We start from the raw sequence: 16,304 nt of genomic DNA, 5'->3' as shown, positions 1-16,304 counted from the left end.
AGATCTTCGGCAACGGGCCATCAACGGACTCATGCACCGCACCAAATCACATCGTTATTCGATCACTTCGTCGGCGCGGGCGAGCATAGAGGTCGGCAGTTCTAGGCCGAGGGCCTTGGCGGTCTTGAGATTGAGGATCAGATCGAATTTAGTTGGCTGCTCAACAGGAAGTTCGGCGGGCTTAGCACCGCGCAGAATTTTATCGACATAGTCGCCAGCGCGCCGGAATAGGTCCGGAATGTCTGCGCCATAGGACATGAGACCGCCCGCTTCGACATAGCCCCTCTGACCATGCAGCGTCGGTAGTCGCGCGTCCAGCGCCAAGGCGTTGATTTGTATCCGATTGGTGTTTACGAGCGGCTCTGTCACGACATAAAGCGCATCGGCACGGTTCTTGAGCGCCTCGATGGCGGGCCCTATATCTTCCGCACGTCGGATTTCTACTTTGACGACCTCAAGTACTTGTGTCCGGGCTGCGGCCTGGACGTCACCCATCTCCAGCAGGCCGATAGAACTGCCGATATTGGCCAAAATTGCCAACCGGCGAAGACCGGGAACGACCTCTCGCAAGATATCAAGTCGCTTGCCCGCAAGGTCTGCCGACTCGTTTGAGAGGCCGGTGACATTGCCGCCTGGCCGCGCCAAACTTGCGACCAAGCCGGCACCAACTGGGTCCCCCGCCGTCCCGAAGACGATTGGAATGACCGATGTCGCTTGCTTCGCTGCGATAGATGATGCGGTTCCTACAGTCACGATGACGCCGACCTTCAGTCGGACGAACTCGGCTGCGATTTCGGCGAACCGCTCGCTGTGTCCTTCTCCCCAACGATACTCGATCGTGACGGTGCGGCCCTCGATCCAACCGTGCTCTTGCATCCTCCGTACGAATGCACTGGTCCATTCGCTTTGCGCAGACTGCGATAGCGAGCCCACGAAACCGATGGTAGGTATCTTCGCCGGTTGTTGCGCACGCACACCGTCTAGTCGTAAGATCGAAGGCGCAGCGACCGCAGCGCCAATTAGCTTGATGAACTCCCGCCGTCTCATGGCTTCGTCCTCGGTAGAGGTCAAACCTAGCACGCTTTTGAGGGGGATCAGCGGTTGCACCACAAACAAAAATTGGACGCTCAGGTCGGAGATGGGTCACAAGGAGCGATCAAAGCGACCGCCGTCCCGCGTCCGCTCTCCTGACGATAGCCGACGTCACAATAGGATCAGCACAGTTCGGCCAAGGGCCAGCAAGCCAGCAAGCGACAGTGTACCTATTCGATAGCCTCGACGGCGCAGGACGACGCCGATTCGATCGTGCAACGCGTGGGCAGACTGGCGGCGCAAGCGCGCCCCACCAGAGCGATTATTCCTGAGCACGATGGAACTTTTCTGCGCGAAGAGGAACGATATGTGGAACCTCTTGCTCATGACCCTGTTCCGTCCTGGTGCAATTTTGCACTCTGGAGGCTTCCATGAAGAAGTTTGGTTATGTGCTGGCGGCGTTAGGCACTCTTGCGTTTGCAGCGGCACCCTCAATTGCTAACGCGCAAGACAAATCGACAGACAAACCAATGGAAAAGCCAATGGAAAAACCGATGGAAAAGCCGATGGCGGATAAAGGTAGCATGAAGGTGGAGGTACATCATCACCACCACCATCATCATGAACACCACCACCATCATCACCATCATCAGGATCAAATGTGAGACGGACCGACCCAACCGGGCACGGTCGCCGTATGAGATGAGACCGAAAAGCCGCCCATGAACCGGGCGGCTTTTTTGTCATTCCATAGTGACTCTAACGTCTGCTCAGGGCCAACAGGCGACATACAAGGCTTCGCTTGGCAGGAAGAAGGCTGTCGGATGCGCGGCCTTTGGAACCTTGTTCCGGCAAGGAGAGCAAAGTCGCCCAAGAGTGCATCGTCTCTTTCTGCCTCTCCAAATCGGCGATCAGCGCCCTTATCCGCTCCTCGGTGAGCGGATCGAACCGCTGATTCAGAAATAAGCGATAGTGCGAGATCTTCTCTTCGAGTTTGTCGCACTGATCGCACATGAGTGGCCTCGATCTGGCATGTCGTCGTTAGGCTCTTGTGGGTCTAACGCCTCAATTCCGCAAAGTAAGAGGCGGGACCCGAAGAGGATTTGTCCGGGTCCCTGCCATTCTCGGAACAGCGTCCATCCCCCTCCCCCCTCGGACCGCTCGGTAAGCTGGCGTCTCCTGACCGGCAACCCGCCGCCAACGAAAAAGCCCGGTGACCGGCCGGGCCCTATCGCGAGAATGTTCAGGTGATGAAATGCGTGCAGCATTAGGGCACAGAAGGGTCGCGCAGGATGTTCTTTATTGAACACCCCGGTTGATTTTCTTGCGGTCGAGCCCGTGGCGGTCTGGCTTGTCGAAACGTCTTGTCAGGACCGGATGGCTGTCGACTGAATCAGGGATTTCCCCGGCGTACGGCCCGCGTTAGAATATCAGTTCACCGAGCAGGAGGTGCTATGCGTCGTGGCTAAGGCGAAGAAGCAACCATTCAACGTAAAGGTCTTCCTCAACACGGTTGACGGCGGAAGGACCGTGGCGACGTACCGCAAGGATCAGAAGGTCTTTTCGCAGGGCGACCCCGCGGATTCGGTCTTCTTCATCCAAAGGGGCAGGGTCAAGGTTTATGTCGTATCGGACGAGGGCAAGGAGGCGGTCGTCGCCCTTCAAGGGAATGGGGACTTCTTTGGCGAAGGCTGCTTGACCGGCCAGCCGCTGCGGTTGGCATCGGTATCGGCGATTACAGAGAGCGTCATCTTGCGGCTCGATAAGGCTGCAATGGTGAGAATCCTGCAGACCGAACCGAAGTTCTCCGAGATGTTCATGTCGTTCTTGTTGGCGAGGAACGCCCGCGTCGAGGAGGACCTGGTAGACCAACTCTTCAATTCGAGCGAGAAGCGTCTTGCAAGATTGCTCCTTCTGATGGCGAACTTTGGCAAGGAGGGCAAGCCGATGCCTGTCATAGCGAAGATAAGCCAAGAGACGCTCGCAGAGATGGTCGGTACCACGAGGTCGCGGGTGAGCACCTTCATGAACAAGTTCCGCAAGCTGGGGTTTATCCAGTACAACGGAAAGTTGGAGGTCCATAACTCTCTGCTGAACGTGGTCTTGCACGACAATCCACATCTCAGGAACCGGAACGACTGATTTGAGGGGGACGCAAGCCGGGCTCCTTCCGGCGCGATACTTAGCACTGCTGAAAGCCGTCGACTTCCGGGTCATTCGCGTCGGTTTGGCCCCCGGCGGCAAACTTCGGGTCTGCCTCTACAAGCCGACATGTCGCTTCATCGCGTCAACGGAAGCGATGGGCCACAAGGTGACATTGGCGATAAAGCCGAATATCTGCGAAGCAACTCGCTAGTAGCTAGGTGGCCACGCTCACAAAGCCACGCTCACAACGCCCCAAGTCGAAATGTTGCTTGGTGGCGTTGAGTTAGCGCCGGACAGAGCAATCCCGATGGTCGCACAAATTGCACATCTTTGCTGTTGGGCCCGAGCATAATTGCTTACCTTGAGAGGGCCTCACCGTTCCGCGCTGGCCTGTTTTGACATGACCCCTAGGGGCCTAGTTTAAAAACGGCAGTGGCCTAATTTGATTTTGGCGAGGGGTAGATCTGGATGCCGACGGTTCGAGGTAGAAGATAACGGACCGTCATCCCCGCACCATTGGCTCGGTCGAGAAGCAACGTATCGCCCGTCATAAATTCTGCTTCCATGGCGTCGCAGCAGGAAGTCGTCCCGGAACCACCATTGACGATAGAGCGACAGAGTTCCGCCGAGTTGACCAGAAGGTCTATCAGACCGCCTGTGGCCGCACGAGCCAACTGGGCTCGTAGTTCGTGTCGGAAGTGATCGGTCGAAACCATTCGCGGCGCCCCAGCAATGATTGGGCGCGCAATTCGCACCAATAGCTAGTCAATTCGCTTCGTAGCCTTCGGGACCATTCCCCAGCGGCGCAAACGCGTCATCATCCCGTGGGATCGACAGGACTCGGAACAGAAGTAAATGTCTGTTGAGGGTCAATCGCGTCGGTTTGGCCATCTGCCAGCCACTTCCGGTCTACCCCAAAACTCCGAAAGTGTCGCCGCATCGCACCGAGTGAAGCGATGGGCCATGTGTGGACGGCTCCGGGTTGGCAAGAAGAATCTTCACTTTGCGGCGTTGGTCGGAGCGGCCATGTGTTCGGCCTGTTTTCGCGGTTCACATCACCGCTGGCCATAATGCCCTCCGCGGATCAGGTCCCGGTCAAAAGCACGCATTCGAAGATGCTGTGGCCCAAGTGGGTTGTCCTGATCGCCGGATCGACCGGCGCTGCATTAAGTGCTGTTCGCCCTCCCAACCGTTACATCACACCGGATGTCCGGTGTAGCCTCGTCACGCCGTGAGAGCGGCGGGTTCATGGTAAGGTTCGTTTCTGGCCATCATCGCCCATGCCATCCTGGCGAGCTTGTTGGCGAGCGCGATGGCAGCGACCTTGGTGGGTCGCCGGGCCAACAATCGAGTGAGCCAGGGCCGATGATCGGTGCCATGGATCTTGGCATAGCGGATCACGGCGAGCGCGCCAGCCGTGAACAGGCTGCGCAAATAGCGATCGCCTCGTTTGCTGATACTGCCAAGCTTGTCCTTGCCCCCACTCGAGTGCTGCTTGGGCACGAGCCCAACCCAGGCCGAGAAGTCTCGTCCCGATCGGAAGGCCTTGGGATCAGCAATACTGGCGACCAGAGCTGTTGCCAGCGCTGGCCCGACGCCGGGGATTGCGTCCAGCCGTTTGCTTGTCGCGCTTGATCGATGCCAGGCGATGATGCGTCGATCGAACTCCAGGATTTGAGCCTTCAATGCGCGCAATTGGCTGCCAAGAGCAGCAAGACAAGCGCGAGCCAGTTCCGGAAGCCTGCGGTCGGCTGTATCGGCGACGACTTCCAGCAGCTGCTCGACACCCCTGCGTCCGACAGGGGCGACAATCCCAAACTCGGCGAGATAGGCGCGGATCGAATTGATGACGGCAGTCTGCTGGCGGATGCAGAGATGGCGCGCCCGGTGAAGCATCAGACAGCTCTGTTGCTCGACCGTCTTGGTCGGCACGAACCGCATGTTGGGTCTCGCGACCGCCTCGCAAATCGCCTCCGCGTCCGTGGCATCGTTCTTTTGCCGCTTGACGTAGGGCTTCACATAGGCCGGAGGCATCAATCGTACCGTATGCCCGAGTGCCTGCAGTTCGCGGGACCAATGGTGCGACGACGCGCAAGCCTCGATCCCCACCAGGCACGGTGGCAGTTTTTGGAAAAATGCCAGGACCTGCCCGCGCTTCAACTGCCGGCGCAGGACCACTTGGCTGGCCGCATCAACGCCGTGCACTTGAAAGACCGACTTCGCGATATCCAGTCCAATCGTCGAAATTGACTGCATAGCTAGCTCCTCCGAATCGTGGGAGCCTCAAACGGCGCCCACTCCTTGGCACTCTCGTGCCGGTGGAGGAGCCGTCCACAGCATCAGAAGCGGACATGGGCCTGCTATTCGATCCTTCCTGCCCGAAACGGTCGCGATATAGATCGCAGCTACCCCGAAGACGATCAGATATGCGCGCTCGGCGCCGCGCGGGATTTCAAGCGCTTTGATTTTCATTGGGGCGCGTGCTCATAGACCTTCCTCGATGTCCGGTTCGCCCCGACGTCGACCGCCTCTGTGTAACCGCAATGTCGCGATGGGCCAAAAGTTGGCATCCGCGCTCCCATGGATGGACGTCAGGTTGGTGTTGATGCTCGAACTAACCGAGCGACTAATCATCTAACAAAGCGCGGAGGCAAGTAGCATCGACAAGGTGTCTACGGCGTCGTCACGGCCGATTATGCGGGCAAGTGGTGCCGATAGCGTCAGTCGGTTTGAGTTCATTAAGAAGATGAAGAGCGTTGACGAGATCCGGGGTCGAAAATCCCTCCGCGAACCGTTGGTAGATTGGGTCAAGGAGACTCCACCCGTCGCGCGAACGTCCAGTCAGCCTCCACAAACGCGCGAGGTCCGTAGCAGACTTCAGTTCGATGCTGAGCATGCCCTGACGCGTCGCTTCCTTCAGCGACTGGGTCAGGGCACTTTCGGCGGCGGCATATTGGGGCTCGCAGGAGGCCAGAAGCACAGCCGCGTGAGCCCGGAGCATATTGGGAAGCTCAACAGCCTCTCCCGTCCGCGCGGCCCATGCCAAGGCGTCCGCCGAAGCGAGCCGGGCAGCATCGACGTCGCCGCACAGCAGATGGGCTTCGACTAGCGCGCGATAACAGGCCCCCGCATCCCTGTGGTAATTCTCGATACGCATGAGTTCGAGGCATCGCCGAAGCAGTTCGATTGCGCCTTGCCCATCACCTTCAGCAACCGCAATTTCCCCTTTGGTGTCAAGTGCGTCGGCAATATAGGGCGCGAACTGATGGATCGATGATAACTCGAACAAGCGATTCGCCCGCTGCTTGGCGAGATCGAGATCGCCTCTCCAGAGAGTGGGCCTAACGGTCAATAGGGCGATGCAGAGATTGACGGGACTTTCCCGTTGTTCGGCGAGAGCGATCGCCTCATTGGCAACTCGTGCGGATTGATCTGGATACCCGCGCAACCACAGCACGCGCGACAGAACAAGCATCGCGCGCATACGCTGGTCATAACCGAACGTGTCAAAATGCGATCGGTCCGATTGCTCCGCCTCACGGAAACCTACTTCCAAATGAAACTGCGCGGATGTCTGGTCGCCGGCATGGTGAAACGCGCATCCCATCATCCATGATGCAATTGCGAGCGAAGTGGGATCGTTGAGATTCTTGGCAACCTCCATTCCCTGCCTTGCGATACCGACAGCGCTCGCAAACTGACCAAGTCGCGTGTGATAGGTATGAAGACCAATCAACAGAGTCAGCTGTCGGCTGTTTTCTCCGAGCCGCTCGGCGGTGAGCAGCGCGTCCTCCATAAGCCGACCGATATCTTCAACCTGGCCACGCGTGAAGATCGACGAACTCGCGAGCGCCTCACGAAGCGTGAGCTCGCCCGAGGTATGCGCGATCTCTGGTGGCAATGCCCCAAGCGCCGCGCGACTCCAGCGTCGGCACTCCGTCAAGAGAGAACGCGCGAGGAACAAAGGTATGGCCCGGACCGCGAGCCGAGCGCCGGTCCCGGGATCGCCCGATGGGCCAAAGCTCCATTCGAGCGCCGCTCGGATATTCGCCAGCTGAGGCGTCGCCGCAATTCCATCGGCGGAAGGCGGCTCGATCTCGGCGCTTGTTGCATAATAGTCGGCATGCCGGTGCGAGACCGGGCCGGCCTCTCCACTCTGCTGCAACTTTTGGGAGGCGAAGTTTCGAGTGATCTCAAGCAGCCGATATTCAATCATCCCTGCGTCGACGGAAACGCTCAGCAACGATTTTTCGATGAGACTGCCGAGCAATTCGTCAATGTCGAGGCTTGGCAGGATGGAATCGGCGGCAACAACACCGGCTGCATGCAGCGTAAATGACCCGACAAAAACCGAGAGCCGATTGAGCGCGCGGCGCTCGTTTTCTGTCAATAGATTGTAGCTCCACTCGAGCATCGCAGTAAGCGTTTGGTGCCGCGGTATCGCGCTGCGCCGTCCTTGCAACAAAAGTTTGAATCTATTTCGAAGTAAGTTGGCCGTGCCGATTAACCCGTAGCTGCCGACACGGCTCGCAGCTAGCTCGATGGCAAGCGCGATGCCATCGAGCTGACGGCAGATCTCGGCCACCATGTCTGCATCTTCGTCGCGAAGCGGCGCTGTGTGTCCACTCATCGCTGCCCTGTCCATAAACAGCTTTACCGCCGGCCATGTGACGGCTTCAGCGTAGGTCAGATTGCCGGGTGGTGGCGCCGCAAGCGATTTCAGGAGGTAAATATGCTCTCCGGAGACTCGCAGCGTCTCGCGGCTGGTTGCAAGAAGATGGAGCTGCGGCGCCACCTGATGCAGCCGTTCAGCAAGATCCGCGGCGGCTCCGATGACGTGTTCGCAATTGTCGAGGACGACTACCAGACGCCGGCTGGACAGCCAGGAAACAAGGCCGGAAAGCGTATCTTCCATACGTGCCATTCCGACAGCGGACGCGACTGCTGACACGACGAGTTCTTCTCTGGTGATGGAGGCAAGGTCGACGAAATGGACGGCCCTAGGGAAATCTTCCTGCACGGCGTGCGCGACCAAAAGTGCAACCGTCGTTTTGCCGATGCCGCCGGGACCGATTAGGCTGACAAAACGTCGCGACGACAGCAGGCTGCGAATTTCGGCAACCGTCTGGTCGCGGCCAACCACGCCGGTTGGACGCGAGGGTAGATGATCGCGCCGCGCCACTGAACCGGCCGGCGTTGTTTGACTGACAGATTCTGCAAAAGGGGCAAGACGCCGAACCGGCTTAACGAAGCTGTATCCACGACCGGGAACGTTGGTGATATAGCGAACACCATTTTTACCGCAGCCGAGCGTCTTACGCAGCCGCACCAGATGGACCCGCAGACTTGCGTCCACCACGACGAGGTCGGGCCACGCGCGAGATATCAGCTCCCGCTGCGACACCACTTCGGGTGCCCGTTCGACGAGTGCAACCAGAATGTCAAAAGCTCGGCTCCCAAGAGAAATTGGCCGAGCCTCGATCGTCAAGGATCGTTCGTTCGGGACCAACTCAAATGGACCAAAGGTGAAAACTTCGCGGCTGTCTATGTTCGCCGACGAGCGCATATGGGCACCTTGGCTCAGCGTTGCAGCGTGGCGACAAGCCGCGGCAGCGGCTCGCATTCCCGCGACAGTAGGCGTCTGCCAAAAGACGGGTCAAGTCAAGTTTTGCCTAGAACGCGGCTGGACGCCCTACCAAACCGCTACTGCCGCCTGCCTCAACTCAGCTTCCAATCGGATAGGTCTGCCGAGACTGTCATGAAATCCTTCTGAGGCGTATTGTCCTGCCGTCGCATGTAGACGCGCCGGCGCGTGGCGAATTTCAGACCTTGCACTTCGACGTAATCGAACAGGTAGTCGGCGGCACGGGAGGCTGCCCAAACCTCTACCTCGTAGTCATGTCGGCGGATGAGGCCGTCCGGCCCGATGCGGAAGGTCTGTTTTTTGTGATAGCTGACGAACCGATCTGGGAAGCGCACGCGGAGGCTGCGCCACGTCTCGCCGTCCTCGGACATCGGCTCGGTTTCCCAGGTCTCGAAATCAGGCTCGGAAAAAATCCAGGGAGAGGCCAGGCCGGTCCAGTGAGCATAACCTTCGAAAAAGGCAAGATGCAGTGGATCCCACGGTGTGTCGTATTTGTGGCCGGCAAAGGAGGCCTTCGGGTTATCGCGTTCGGCAATGGTCTCGCCGGCCGTGCTTTCGATGACCACGCGGTTCGGCGTGAACGTCATCCCCCAATCCGGACTTCCAAAAGGTTCAACCTCAGTCCGCTGCTCGTGAAGTTGGCAGGTCACTTGCAACGGTGAGGTCGGCATCTCAACTCGCTTGATGCCCCATAGGCGACCGCCCACAAGATGGGAACATGAGACTTGCTTCAGAGTCCGCCAACGGTCGAGGCCACCATAAGTTGCGATAACTGTGGCGAGGAGTTCGTTCATGACACACCTTTTTAGTGTTTTTCGACGGGAAACGTGCTGACCCTCGCATAGGCCGGTCTGCGATCCGAGTTAAGCTGTGTTGCTTCGCGCTACGGTCCGCGAAACTGCCTGCGGGGCGCCGCCGTTTCGTTCGCTACCCGCTTGAAGCGCGTCATCTACGGCGTTGGTCCCAGCCAGAGTGGTACGCGGGAGTACAACATTTAACTTCGTGTAACGCGGCTTAACTGGCGTTGGCAGCTCTGAGCTTGTTAAGAGCCGACATCCACACCAACAGGATCAACGCCAAAGATGGCGCCATGCCCGGTATCGGGAAAAGTGCTCAGCTGGAGGGCGGCTTTCTAGCCAAAGGGCGGACAACGAATATGAGTCATCGCCGCAATCCGCAACCCAAGGATGTTTTGTCTCTTGGCCCGTTCAATCTGCTTGTGGCCGAGAGACTGCTCAAAAAGACCGGCGAGGCGATACCGCTTGGTGGCCGGGCGCTCGACGTCCTCATCGCACTCGCGCAGCGGGCTGGGCAAGTCGTCACTCACAAGGAGCTAATCTCCAGCGTTTGGCCTGGTATAAACGTGGAGGCAGCCAATCTCCGCGTTCACGTCGCGGCCCTTCGAAAGGCGCTCGGCGACGGACGCGACGGCGCACGCTACATATCCAATGTTTCCCGGCGCGGTTATTGTTTGTTGGTGCCGGTCACACGCTCGAGCGCCAAGCCGGTGGTTTCGATTACTGGGATCACCCCCACAGAACACGTTCAAAAGCTGCCGCCGCGACTGCCGCGAATGGTCGGTCGCGATGACACCGTTCGAGCGCTGGTGCAGCAACTTCAGATGTGGCGGTTCATCAGCATCGTCGGCCCCGGCGGTGTCGGCAAAACCACCGTGGCAATCTCTGTCGCCCATGCGCTGATTGACGAGTTCCATGGCGCAGCCTTCTTCATCGACCTGGCCGTGCTGACCGATCCCCATCTCGTTCCGACAGCGGTCGCGTCCACATTGGGACTCACGGTGCAGACCAAGGACCCGCTTCTGAGTCTGCTGGCCTTTATTGGCGATAAGAAGATCCTTCTCGTGCCCGACAATTGCGAGCACGTGATCGGCATTGCGGCGGCGTCGACCGCGTGGTCGATCCCGCCAAGATGGTCGGGCCCTACGTCGCCAAGGCCGCTGACGAGGCCAAAGCAACCACATCAGCACCTTGAGGAGCAGGCCGCGCCGACCAGAGATCGCGTTCCGAAGAAGGCTTTTTCGATTTCGGTCTCGGTGCAAGGGGTGACGCGATCGGCGTCATGTTGTACATCGCCTCGGCATCGTTCCACGACGGACCGCCCGTTCGAGCGCGGCAAACGGCAAATGGACTTCGGCAAGGACGCCGGTCATGCTCAGTATGGCGACGCCGCGCTCTTCGGCTGGCTGCTTGGCGATTGCGAGGAGCGATGAATTCCTGATCCCAGGCTCGCCACTGATGACGATCCACCTTGGTCTATCCGGTCAATCAGCCCGTCGATAAAGGCAATGTCGCGCGCTCGACCCTCGAAGACGACGGAAGCCAGCGCGCCGCTCCCCTTAACAGGGCGGTCTGAGTCAGGACGATGGACGATGACATCGTTTAACGCTGCTTAACGCACAACATGTCCTCCTCGGACACCTCCTGCAAACCCAGAATCTGTCGAGCACCATAAGCGTTCAACAAAAACGTTCAACTTATCATTCTGCGCAATCAGTCGGCATCCGACGAACGCCGTGCAGCCGTCCTGAAGGTTCTTTGGGTCGGCGAATAGCGAATGGGCATAGCACAACGTCAGCCGCTCAGTGCATCCGCCTCCGTCAGAACTGTTCTTGCCGCGGCTCAACGAGGGCACGGATGAAGTACATCGTGGTTTTGTCGTAACTAACAATGCGTTGCATCGTCTTACACCTCGTAACAACCCATTCGATAGCCGCCATGCCATCCTCTGCCGTGCCGCTCCGAACGGACGGCGTGCGGCAACCATCTCGCCAACGGCAGATGGAAGAACCGCGACCTTGTGGAAACGCCTGCCCATTCCCCCGCGGACCTCATTCCGTCCGATATGCAACAGGACCATATTCAATGCGAAATATCCTCTTCTCAGCCGCCGCACTGCTGGCCGGATCGACATTGGTCGGCTCAGCCCATTCTGCCGAACTGCCCAAAGGAGCAGCCCACAACATCGTGCTCGTGCACGGCGCTTTCGTGGACCAGACGAGCTGGCAGCCCGTCGCCGATATTCTCACGAAAAAAGGCTACAACGTCACGCTCGTCGAAAATCCGCTCACCTCGCTCGCTGCTGACGTCGATGCCACCAAACACGCGCTCGCGAAGCAGGACGGCAGGACCGTTCTGGTCGGCCATTCCTGGGGTGGCGTGGTCATCACGCAAGCCGGTAACGATCCCAAGGTGTCGGCGCTGGTGTACGTCTCTGCTTTCGCGCCTGACGTGGGCCAGTCTCTGGCGACCCTCGCCAAGAGCGGTCCTGCAACCGAGGGTACCGCGGCGATTCATCCTGACGACAAAGGCAACCTCTACATCGATCCCAAGGTGTTTCCTTCGGCGGTCGCAGCTGACCTTCCCCGGCAGATCGCCGAATCCCTGGCAAGCCATCAGCTTCCGTTGAATCACACGGCGTTCGAAGCACCGGTCGATACGGCCGCTTGGCGTGACAAGCCAACGTTCTACGTGATTAGCACCAAGGACAAGGTGATCGCACCCGAGGTCCAGAAGCTATTCGCCGCCGGGATGAAGGCGCAGACGACGGAAGTCGCCGGCAGCCACGCTTCGCTCGTCGTTCATGCCAAGGATGTCGCCGCGGTGATTGAAAAGGCCGCACTCGCGAAGTGACGGTACCGCTCCCGGCGCTTTCGCGCCGGGAGCGCGCCCGCTCGCTCAGAGCCAGAACGCATCGGACCGCGATGGCGAAACCAGTCAAAGCAACGGAAGCGCCAGCAATATCCGCAGCGTCGCACCGATCCCCCACTCGATTATTTTATGCCAAGCATCCGGAGAATGACATGACTCAACTCGACATCGCGAGCCAGGACGTCGCCGCGCTCGAAACGGCGCCGACCCGTTACGTAGAAGGCCACGGAATCCGCTTCGCTTATCGCCGCCTCGGTCCCGCTACCGGAACGCCGCTTGTTCTCTTGCAGCACTTCTCGGGCAACATCGACGCATGGGACCCCGCCGTCGTCAACGCTCTCGCAACCGATCGCCCTGTAATCGCATTCGACAACGCCGGGGTCGGTCGCTCGAGCGGGCAAACGCCTGACAATGTCGCGACGATGGCGAGAGATGCAGTCGCCTTCATCAATCTGCTCGGCCTTTCCGAGGTCGACCTGCTGGGCTTTTCTCTCGGCGGCTGCGTCGCTCAGCAGATCGCCGCGGAGCACGGGCAGCTGGTCCGCAAGCTCATCCTCGTCGGCACCGCGCCGAAAGGCGGAGAGGAGCACCTGTTGGCGGTTCTACAGGACGCGTTTTCCCAGACCGATGCGCCGGACCCCCGCCTGCCGCTGTTCTTCACGAATTCAGCCGCCAGCCGGTCGTCTGGCTTGGCCTTCCTGAAGCGGGCGAAGGTGCGCAAGGACGATCGGGACAGCGATAACGGCAGCGCGGTCACCGATCCGCAGGCGAAGGCGCTGATCACCTGGTGTGCCACACCTGATCCCGGGCACGCCATTCTGCGCGCCATCCGCCAGCCCACTCTTGTGGTCAGCGGCAGCCACGACACCATGCTGCCCGCGAGCAACGCCTACGCAATGTTCAAGCAACTCAGCAACGCTCAACTAATGCTCTATCCCGATTCCGGGCACGGCGCCCTGTTTCAGTACCACGAGATGTTCGTCAGCCATGTCCGGACATTCCTGGAATCACAGCCCGCGGCTGCATGATCCCGGCGCGTTCCGACGCCATTAGACGCATTCCATCAATGAGAGTTGTTACGGAGTACAAATGACAATCGCTAAAGTCGAGGTGGAACGTTTGAGCCTCACGAGCTCAAAATCATTCGACGCTATTGTGGCCGCCCTCAAGTCCGCGGTCGGGCAGCCCGACATGGTCGAATTTTTTAGGGAGACGAGGGCGACAAATTCCTTCCCGGATTTGGAGCGCGTCGTACAACGCGGCCTCGGCCGAACGGACCTTATGCTCTTCGCGGAGTTCGACCTGGGCGACATTCTACGTCGCGAAACTGGATCCGGGACGCCCAAGATCAAACGGTTCGTGGTTGGCAACCCACTCATCATGAAAGAAATGGTCAAGCACGTGCCCGATGCTGGCTCCTATGCTCCAGTCACAGTGCTGATCGATGAGCGTCCCGATGGCGTACACGTCTCTTACGACAAGATGGAGAGTTATCTGCTGCATTATGGCAGCCCGGAAGCCCTTGCCGTCGCCCGCGCTCTCGATACGAAAATCACAACTTTACTCCGCGAATGTGCAGGCTGAGACGTCGTGATGACGTCTTCGGCCGATCGAAGTGGGTATGCCAATCGCTGAACACGACGAGCGTCGTCATGATGCGAGCCGGGCGTTGGGAAGGAAAATCCTGTATGTACAAGATACTTATCGTCACTCTATCTGCCTTGGCCTTTTCCACCGGGGGTGCCGCATCTGCTCCCGCTGTCAGCAAAGAGCCGCTGGATGCTTCGACGCTCAGCGCGATAAAATCGAAGTTCGGTAGGCTGATGGAGTTGGCCAAGAAGCACGATTTCAAAGCTCTGCATGAGATGTTCTGGCAATCCCCCTTGACCCTATTGGTGGCCAAGAGTGCGATCCAGTCCGAGGGAAACTGGGCCGGCTTTTGGGGCAACGAGGCCGTTGATCAAAAGCTGCACGATATCGGCACCTCCGGTCCGGTCTTGCTTGAGCCAGATTATTCGAAGTTCAAGGTTGTCAGCCTGACGCGCGACGTCGCCGAATCCTATGTGCCGTTGAACATCACGGTCTCCTATGCGGGGCAAGATGGAACAGCCAGGCCGTTTCTAATGATCATCAATTGGCTTCGCGTCGGGAATGATTGGAAGGTCGCCTCCGAAATCATTCTGCCGGTGCCGCCCGGACCCGCCGCTAAGGGGTAGGACGCCGACCCTCGACTGTTTGGCACCGACCGCTCGGGATTCTCTCACCCTGGGTAGAGGCGTCACGATGTCTGCAACGGGTCTTGGTCGTGTAAAAACGATCTTAGAGCGCGTCCATCCAGGAAGATAAGAGCCACGCGTGTCTCAGGCCGCGATCGCGGCGATCAACGGCTTGATCCCGATGATGTTCATCGCTCGTGTCAGGTTGTAGGCCAGGACCGAGAGTGCCATTTCAGCGGCTACTTTTGGAAGCGTTTTGGTGAGGAAGTGTGTCGCTCCCATGCGCGCCTTCATCGTCCCGAATGGATGCTCGACCGTCTCTCGACGCTGGCGCATGGCTTGTGGGTTGGCATCAAGGCGCTGCTGCACAGCTTCGAGCACATGCTCATGCTCCCATCTTGGAACCCTCCGCTCTGGCCCCGTCGTGCACTGCGATTTAAGCGAACAATCTCGGCAGGCTGTGGTCCAGTAGCGCCGTAGCCGCTTGCCGTCTTCCTCACTCGTAAAGCGATATGGCAGTTGCTTCCCGGCTGGACAGCGATAGGTGTCCTTCTCTGGCAAATAGACAAAATCCTGCTTGCCGAGGCGGCCATCCGACTTGGCGCCCGACGTCTGCGGCTTGGGCAGAGTTACGGTGATGCCGGCTTCGTGGCACGCAAGGAGCTCCAGGCTGCTGAAGTAGCCGCGATCGGCAACCGCCTCAAGCGTCTCGGTCTGGAGAACGGCCTTCGCCTGTTTGGCCATATTGGCCAGTTGCGCACGATCTGAGCCGCTGTTGGTGACCTCGTGCGCCACAATCAGATGGTGCTCGGTATCCACGGCGACCTGCACGTTGTAGCCGACAACGCCGGAGCCGCGACCGCTCGTGGCCATCGAGCGGCTGTCGGGATCGGTCAGGGAGATCTGATGGTCGGGCGAAGCAAGCATCTGCTTCTCGTAGACAGCAAGCTTGCCCATTTCCTCCTTCAGCTTTGTCAGCTTCTCGGTGAGCCTCGTCACCTTCGTGGCGAGCGCCTCGCTCGGCTCCTGCCGGTCGGCCGTGTCAAGTTGGCTGAGGTAGCGCGCGACGCTCTCCTCCAACTGATCACGCCGCCGCTCCACCTTCGCGCGCGTGAAGTTCCTGTCTCGGTTGTTAACGGCCTTGAACTTGCTGCCATCGATGGCGACGCTCGCCGTCGCGAGGAGGCCCATCTCGCTGCAGAGTTCAACGAAACGGGAACATACCTTACGAAGCGCCAGACCATTGTCTTTGCGGAAGTCCGAGATGGTCTTGTGATCCGGTGCGAGCCGACCCAGCAACCACATGATCTCGACATTGCGCCCGGCCTCGCGTTCGAGCCGCCGGCTCGACTGCACCCGGTTCAGATAGCCGTAGATGTAAAGCTTCAGGAGAACCGAGGGATGGTATGACGGCCGACCGGTCGCCGCCGGCTTCACCCCGTCGAAGCTCAACTCGGCCAAATCGAGCGCATCGACAAACACATCGATCACCCGAACAGGGTTGCTCTCGTCAATGAAATCGTCGAGGCATTCGGGCAATAACGTCGACTGCCCACGATCCGCCTCCGCAACGAAGCGCTTCATTCCAGCCCCCCGTAA

Annotated in this window: 13 protein-coding genes; 7 read left to right on the top strand and 6 right to left on the bottom strand. The window is 59.1% G+C overall.

All coding sequences use genetic code 11. The features are described from left to right. Nucleotides 1-54: 54 nt before the first annotated feature. The gene (locus ACPPVR_RS08765) at nt 55-1,047 is read right to left on the bottom strand and encodes an ABC transporter substrate-binding protein (protein WP_426613827.1); all 993 of its coding nucleotides are present in this window, start codon (nt 1,045-1,047) and stop codon (nt 55-57) included. 416 nt (nt 1,048-1,463) lie between these two features. Between ACPPVR_RS08765 and ACPPVR_RS08760 the strand changes: the two genes are divergently transcribed. Then, nucleotides 1,464-1,697, top strand: a complete 234-nt coding sequence (locus ACPPVR_RS08760) for a hypothetical protein (protein ID WP_426613826.1) — start codon at nt 1,464-1,466, stop codon at nt 1,695-1,697. A 94-nt stretch (nt 1,698-1,791) separates the two neighbouring features. Here ACPPVR_RS08760 and ACPPVR_RS08755 read toward each other — a convergent pair whose 3' ends face one another. Then, on the bottom strand, nt 1,792-2,046 hold the full coding sequence (locus tag ACPPVR_RS08755) for a hypothetical protein (protein WP_426613825.1): 255 nt from the start codon (nt 2,044-2,046) through the stop codon (nt 1,792-1,794). A 447-nt stretch (nt 2,047-2,493) separates the two neighbouring features. On the opposite strand from ACPPVR_RS08755, the gene ACPPVR_RS08750 reads away from it, so the two are divergent. Beyond that, on the top strand, nt 2,494-3,174 hold the full coding sequence (locus tag ACPPVR_RS08750; protein WP_426613824.1) for a Crp/Fnr family transcriptional regulator: 681 nt from the start codon (nt 2,494-2,496) through the stop codon (nt 3,172-3,174). A 1,227-nt stretch (nt 3,175-4,401) separates the two neighbouring features. On the opposite strand, the gene ACPPVR_RS08745 is transcribed toward ACPPVR_RS08750, so the two are convergent. From ACPPVR_RS08745 to ACPPVR_RS08735, 3 genes are all read right to left on the bottom strand, one after another. Further along, complete coding sequence (locus ACPPVR_RS08745) at nt 4,402-5,433, bottom strand: IS110 family transposase (protein ID WP_426613823.1); 1,032 nt, start codon at nt 5,431-5,433, stop codon at nt 4,402-4,404. A gap of 427 nt (nt 5,434-5,860) precedes the next feature. Continuing rightward, on the bottom strand, nt 5,861-8,665 hold the full coding sequence (locus tag ACPPVR_RS08740) for an ATP-binding protein (RefSeq protein WP_426613822.1): 2,805 nt from the start codon (nt 8,663-8,665) through the stop codon (nt 5,861-5,863). Between the two features lie 230 nt (nt 8,666-8,895). Further along, the gene (locus ACPPVR_RS08735) at nt 8,896-9,408 is read right to left on the bottom strand and encodes a hypothetical protein (protein WP_426613821.1); all 513 of its coding nucleotides are present in this window, start codon (nt 9,406-9,408) and stop codon (nt 8,896-8,898) included. 437 nt (nt 9,409-9,845) lie between these two features. On the opposite strand from ACPPVR_RS08735, the gene ACPPVR_RS08730 reads away from it, so the two are divergent. From ACPPVR_RS08730 to ACPPVR_RS08710, 5 genes are all read left to right on the top strand, one after another. Then, nucleotides 9,846-11,051 (top strand): winged helix-turn-helix domain-containing protein, encoded by a 1,206-nt coding sequence (locus tag ACPPVR_RS08730; RefSeq protein ID WP_426613820.1) that lies wholly within the window; start codon nt 9,846-9,848, stop codon nt 11,049-11,051. Between the two features lie 652 nt (nt 11,052-11,703). Then, nucleotides 11,704-12,471, top strand: coding sequence for an alpha/beta hydrolase (locus tag ACPPVR_RS08725; protein ID WP_426613819.1), 768 nt, complete (start codon nt 11,704-11,706; stop codon nt 12,469-12,471). Between the two features lie 170 nt (nt 12,472-12,641). After that, nucleotides 12,642-13,517 carry an alpha/beta fold hydrolase gene (locus ACPPVR_RS08720; protein WP_426616055.1) on the top strand — a complete coding sequence of 292 codons (876 nt, stop codon included), beginning with the start codon at nt 12,642-12,644 and terminating at the stop codon, nt 13,515-13,517. 61 nt (nt 13,518-13,578) lie between these two features. Continuing rightward, nucleotides 13,579-14,073: a DUF302 domain-containing protein gene (locus ACPPVR_RS08715; RefSeq protein ID WP_426613818.1), complete on the top strand. Its 495-nt coding sequence runs from the start codon at nt 13,579-13,581 to the stop codon at nt 14,071-14,073. 104 nt (nt 14,074-14,177) lie between these two features. Then, nucleotides 14,178-14,705: a hypothetical protein gene (locus ACPPVR_RS08710; protein ID WP_426613817.1), complete on the top strand. Its 528-nt coding sequence runs from the start codon at nt 14,178-14,180 to the stop codon at nt 14,703-14,705. Nucleotides 14,706-14,849: 144 nt separating this feature from the next. Here ACPPVR_RS08710 and ACPPVR_RS08705 read toward each other — a convergent pair whose 3' ends face one another. Then, complete coding sequence (locus ACPPVR_RS08705) at nt 14,850-16,289, bottom strand: IS1182 family transposase (protein WP_426613816.1); 1,440 nt, start codon at nt 16,287-16,289, stop codon at nt 14,850-14,852. Between the last annotated feature and the right edge of the window lie 15 nt (nt 16,290-16,304).

The sequence above is a fragment of the Bradyrhizobium sp. McL0616 genome (assembly GCF_049993385.1).
GTDB lineage: Bacteria > Pseudomonadota > Alphaproteobacteria > Rhizobiales > Xanthobacteraceae > Bradyrhizobium.
This window is presented reverse-complemented; position numbering and strand designations above follow the sequence as displayed.

Bases quoted from the DNA above. Each gene is read 5' to 3' on its own strand.
- ACPPVR_RS08745 (WP_426613823.1), bottom strand. From the start codon at position 5,433: ATGCAGTCAATTTCGACGATTGGACTGGATATCGCGAAGTCGGTCTTT.
- ACPPVR_RS08725 (WP_426613819.1), top strand. From the start codon at position 11,704: ATGCGAAATATCCTCTTCTCAGCCGCCGCACTGCTGGCCGGATCGACA.
- ACPPVR_RS08710 (WP_426613817.1), top strand. From the start codon at position 14,178: ATGTACAAGATACTTATCGTCACTCTATCTGCCTTGGCCTTTTCCACC.
- ACPPVR_RS08715 (WP_426613818.1), top strand. From the start codon at position 13,579: ATGACAATCGCTAAAGTCGAGGTGGAACGTTTGAGCCTCACGAGCTCA.
- ACPPVR_RS08720 (WP_426616055.1), top strand. From the start codon at position 12,642: ATGACTCAACTCGACATCGCGAGCCAGGACGTCGCCGCGCTCGAAACG.
- ACPPVR_RS08760 (WP_426613826.1), top strand. From the start codon at position 1,464: ATGAAGAAGTTTGGTTATGTGCTGGCGGCGTTAGGCACTCTTGCGTTT.
- ACPPVR_RS08765 (WP_426613827.1), bottom strand. From the start codon at position 1,047: ATGAGACGGCGGGAGTTCATCAAGCTAATTGGCGCTGCGGTCGCTGCG.
- ACPPVR_RS08735 (WP_426613821.1), bottom strand. From the start codon at position 9,408: ATGACGTTCACGCCGAACCGCGTGGTCATCGAAAGCACGGCCGGCGAG.
- ACPPVR_RS08705 (WP_426613816.1), bottom strand. From the start codon at position 16,289: ATGAAGCGCTTCGTTGCGGAGGCGGATCGTGGGCAGTCGACGTTATTG.
- ACPPVR_RS08755 (WP_426613825.1), bottom strand. From the start codon at position 2,046: ATGTGCGATCAGTGCGACAAACTCGAAGAGAAGATCTCGCACTATCGC.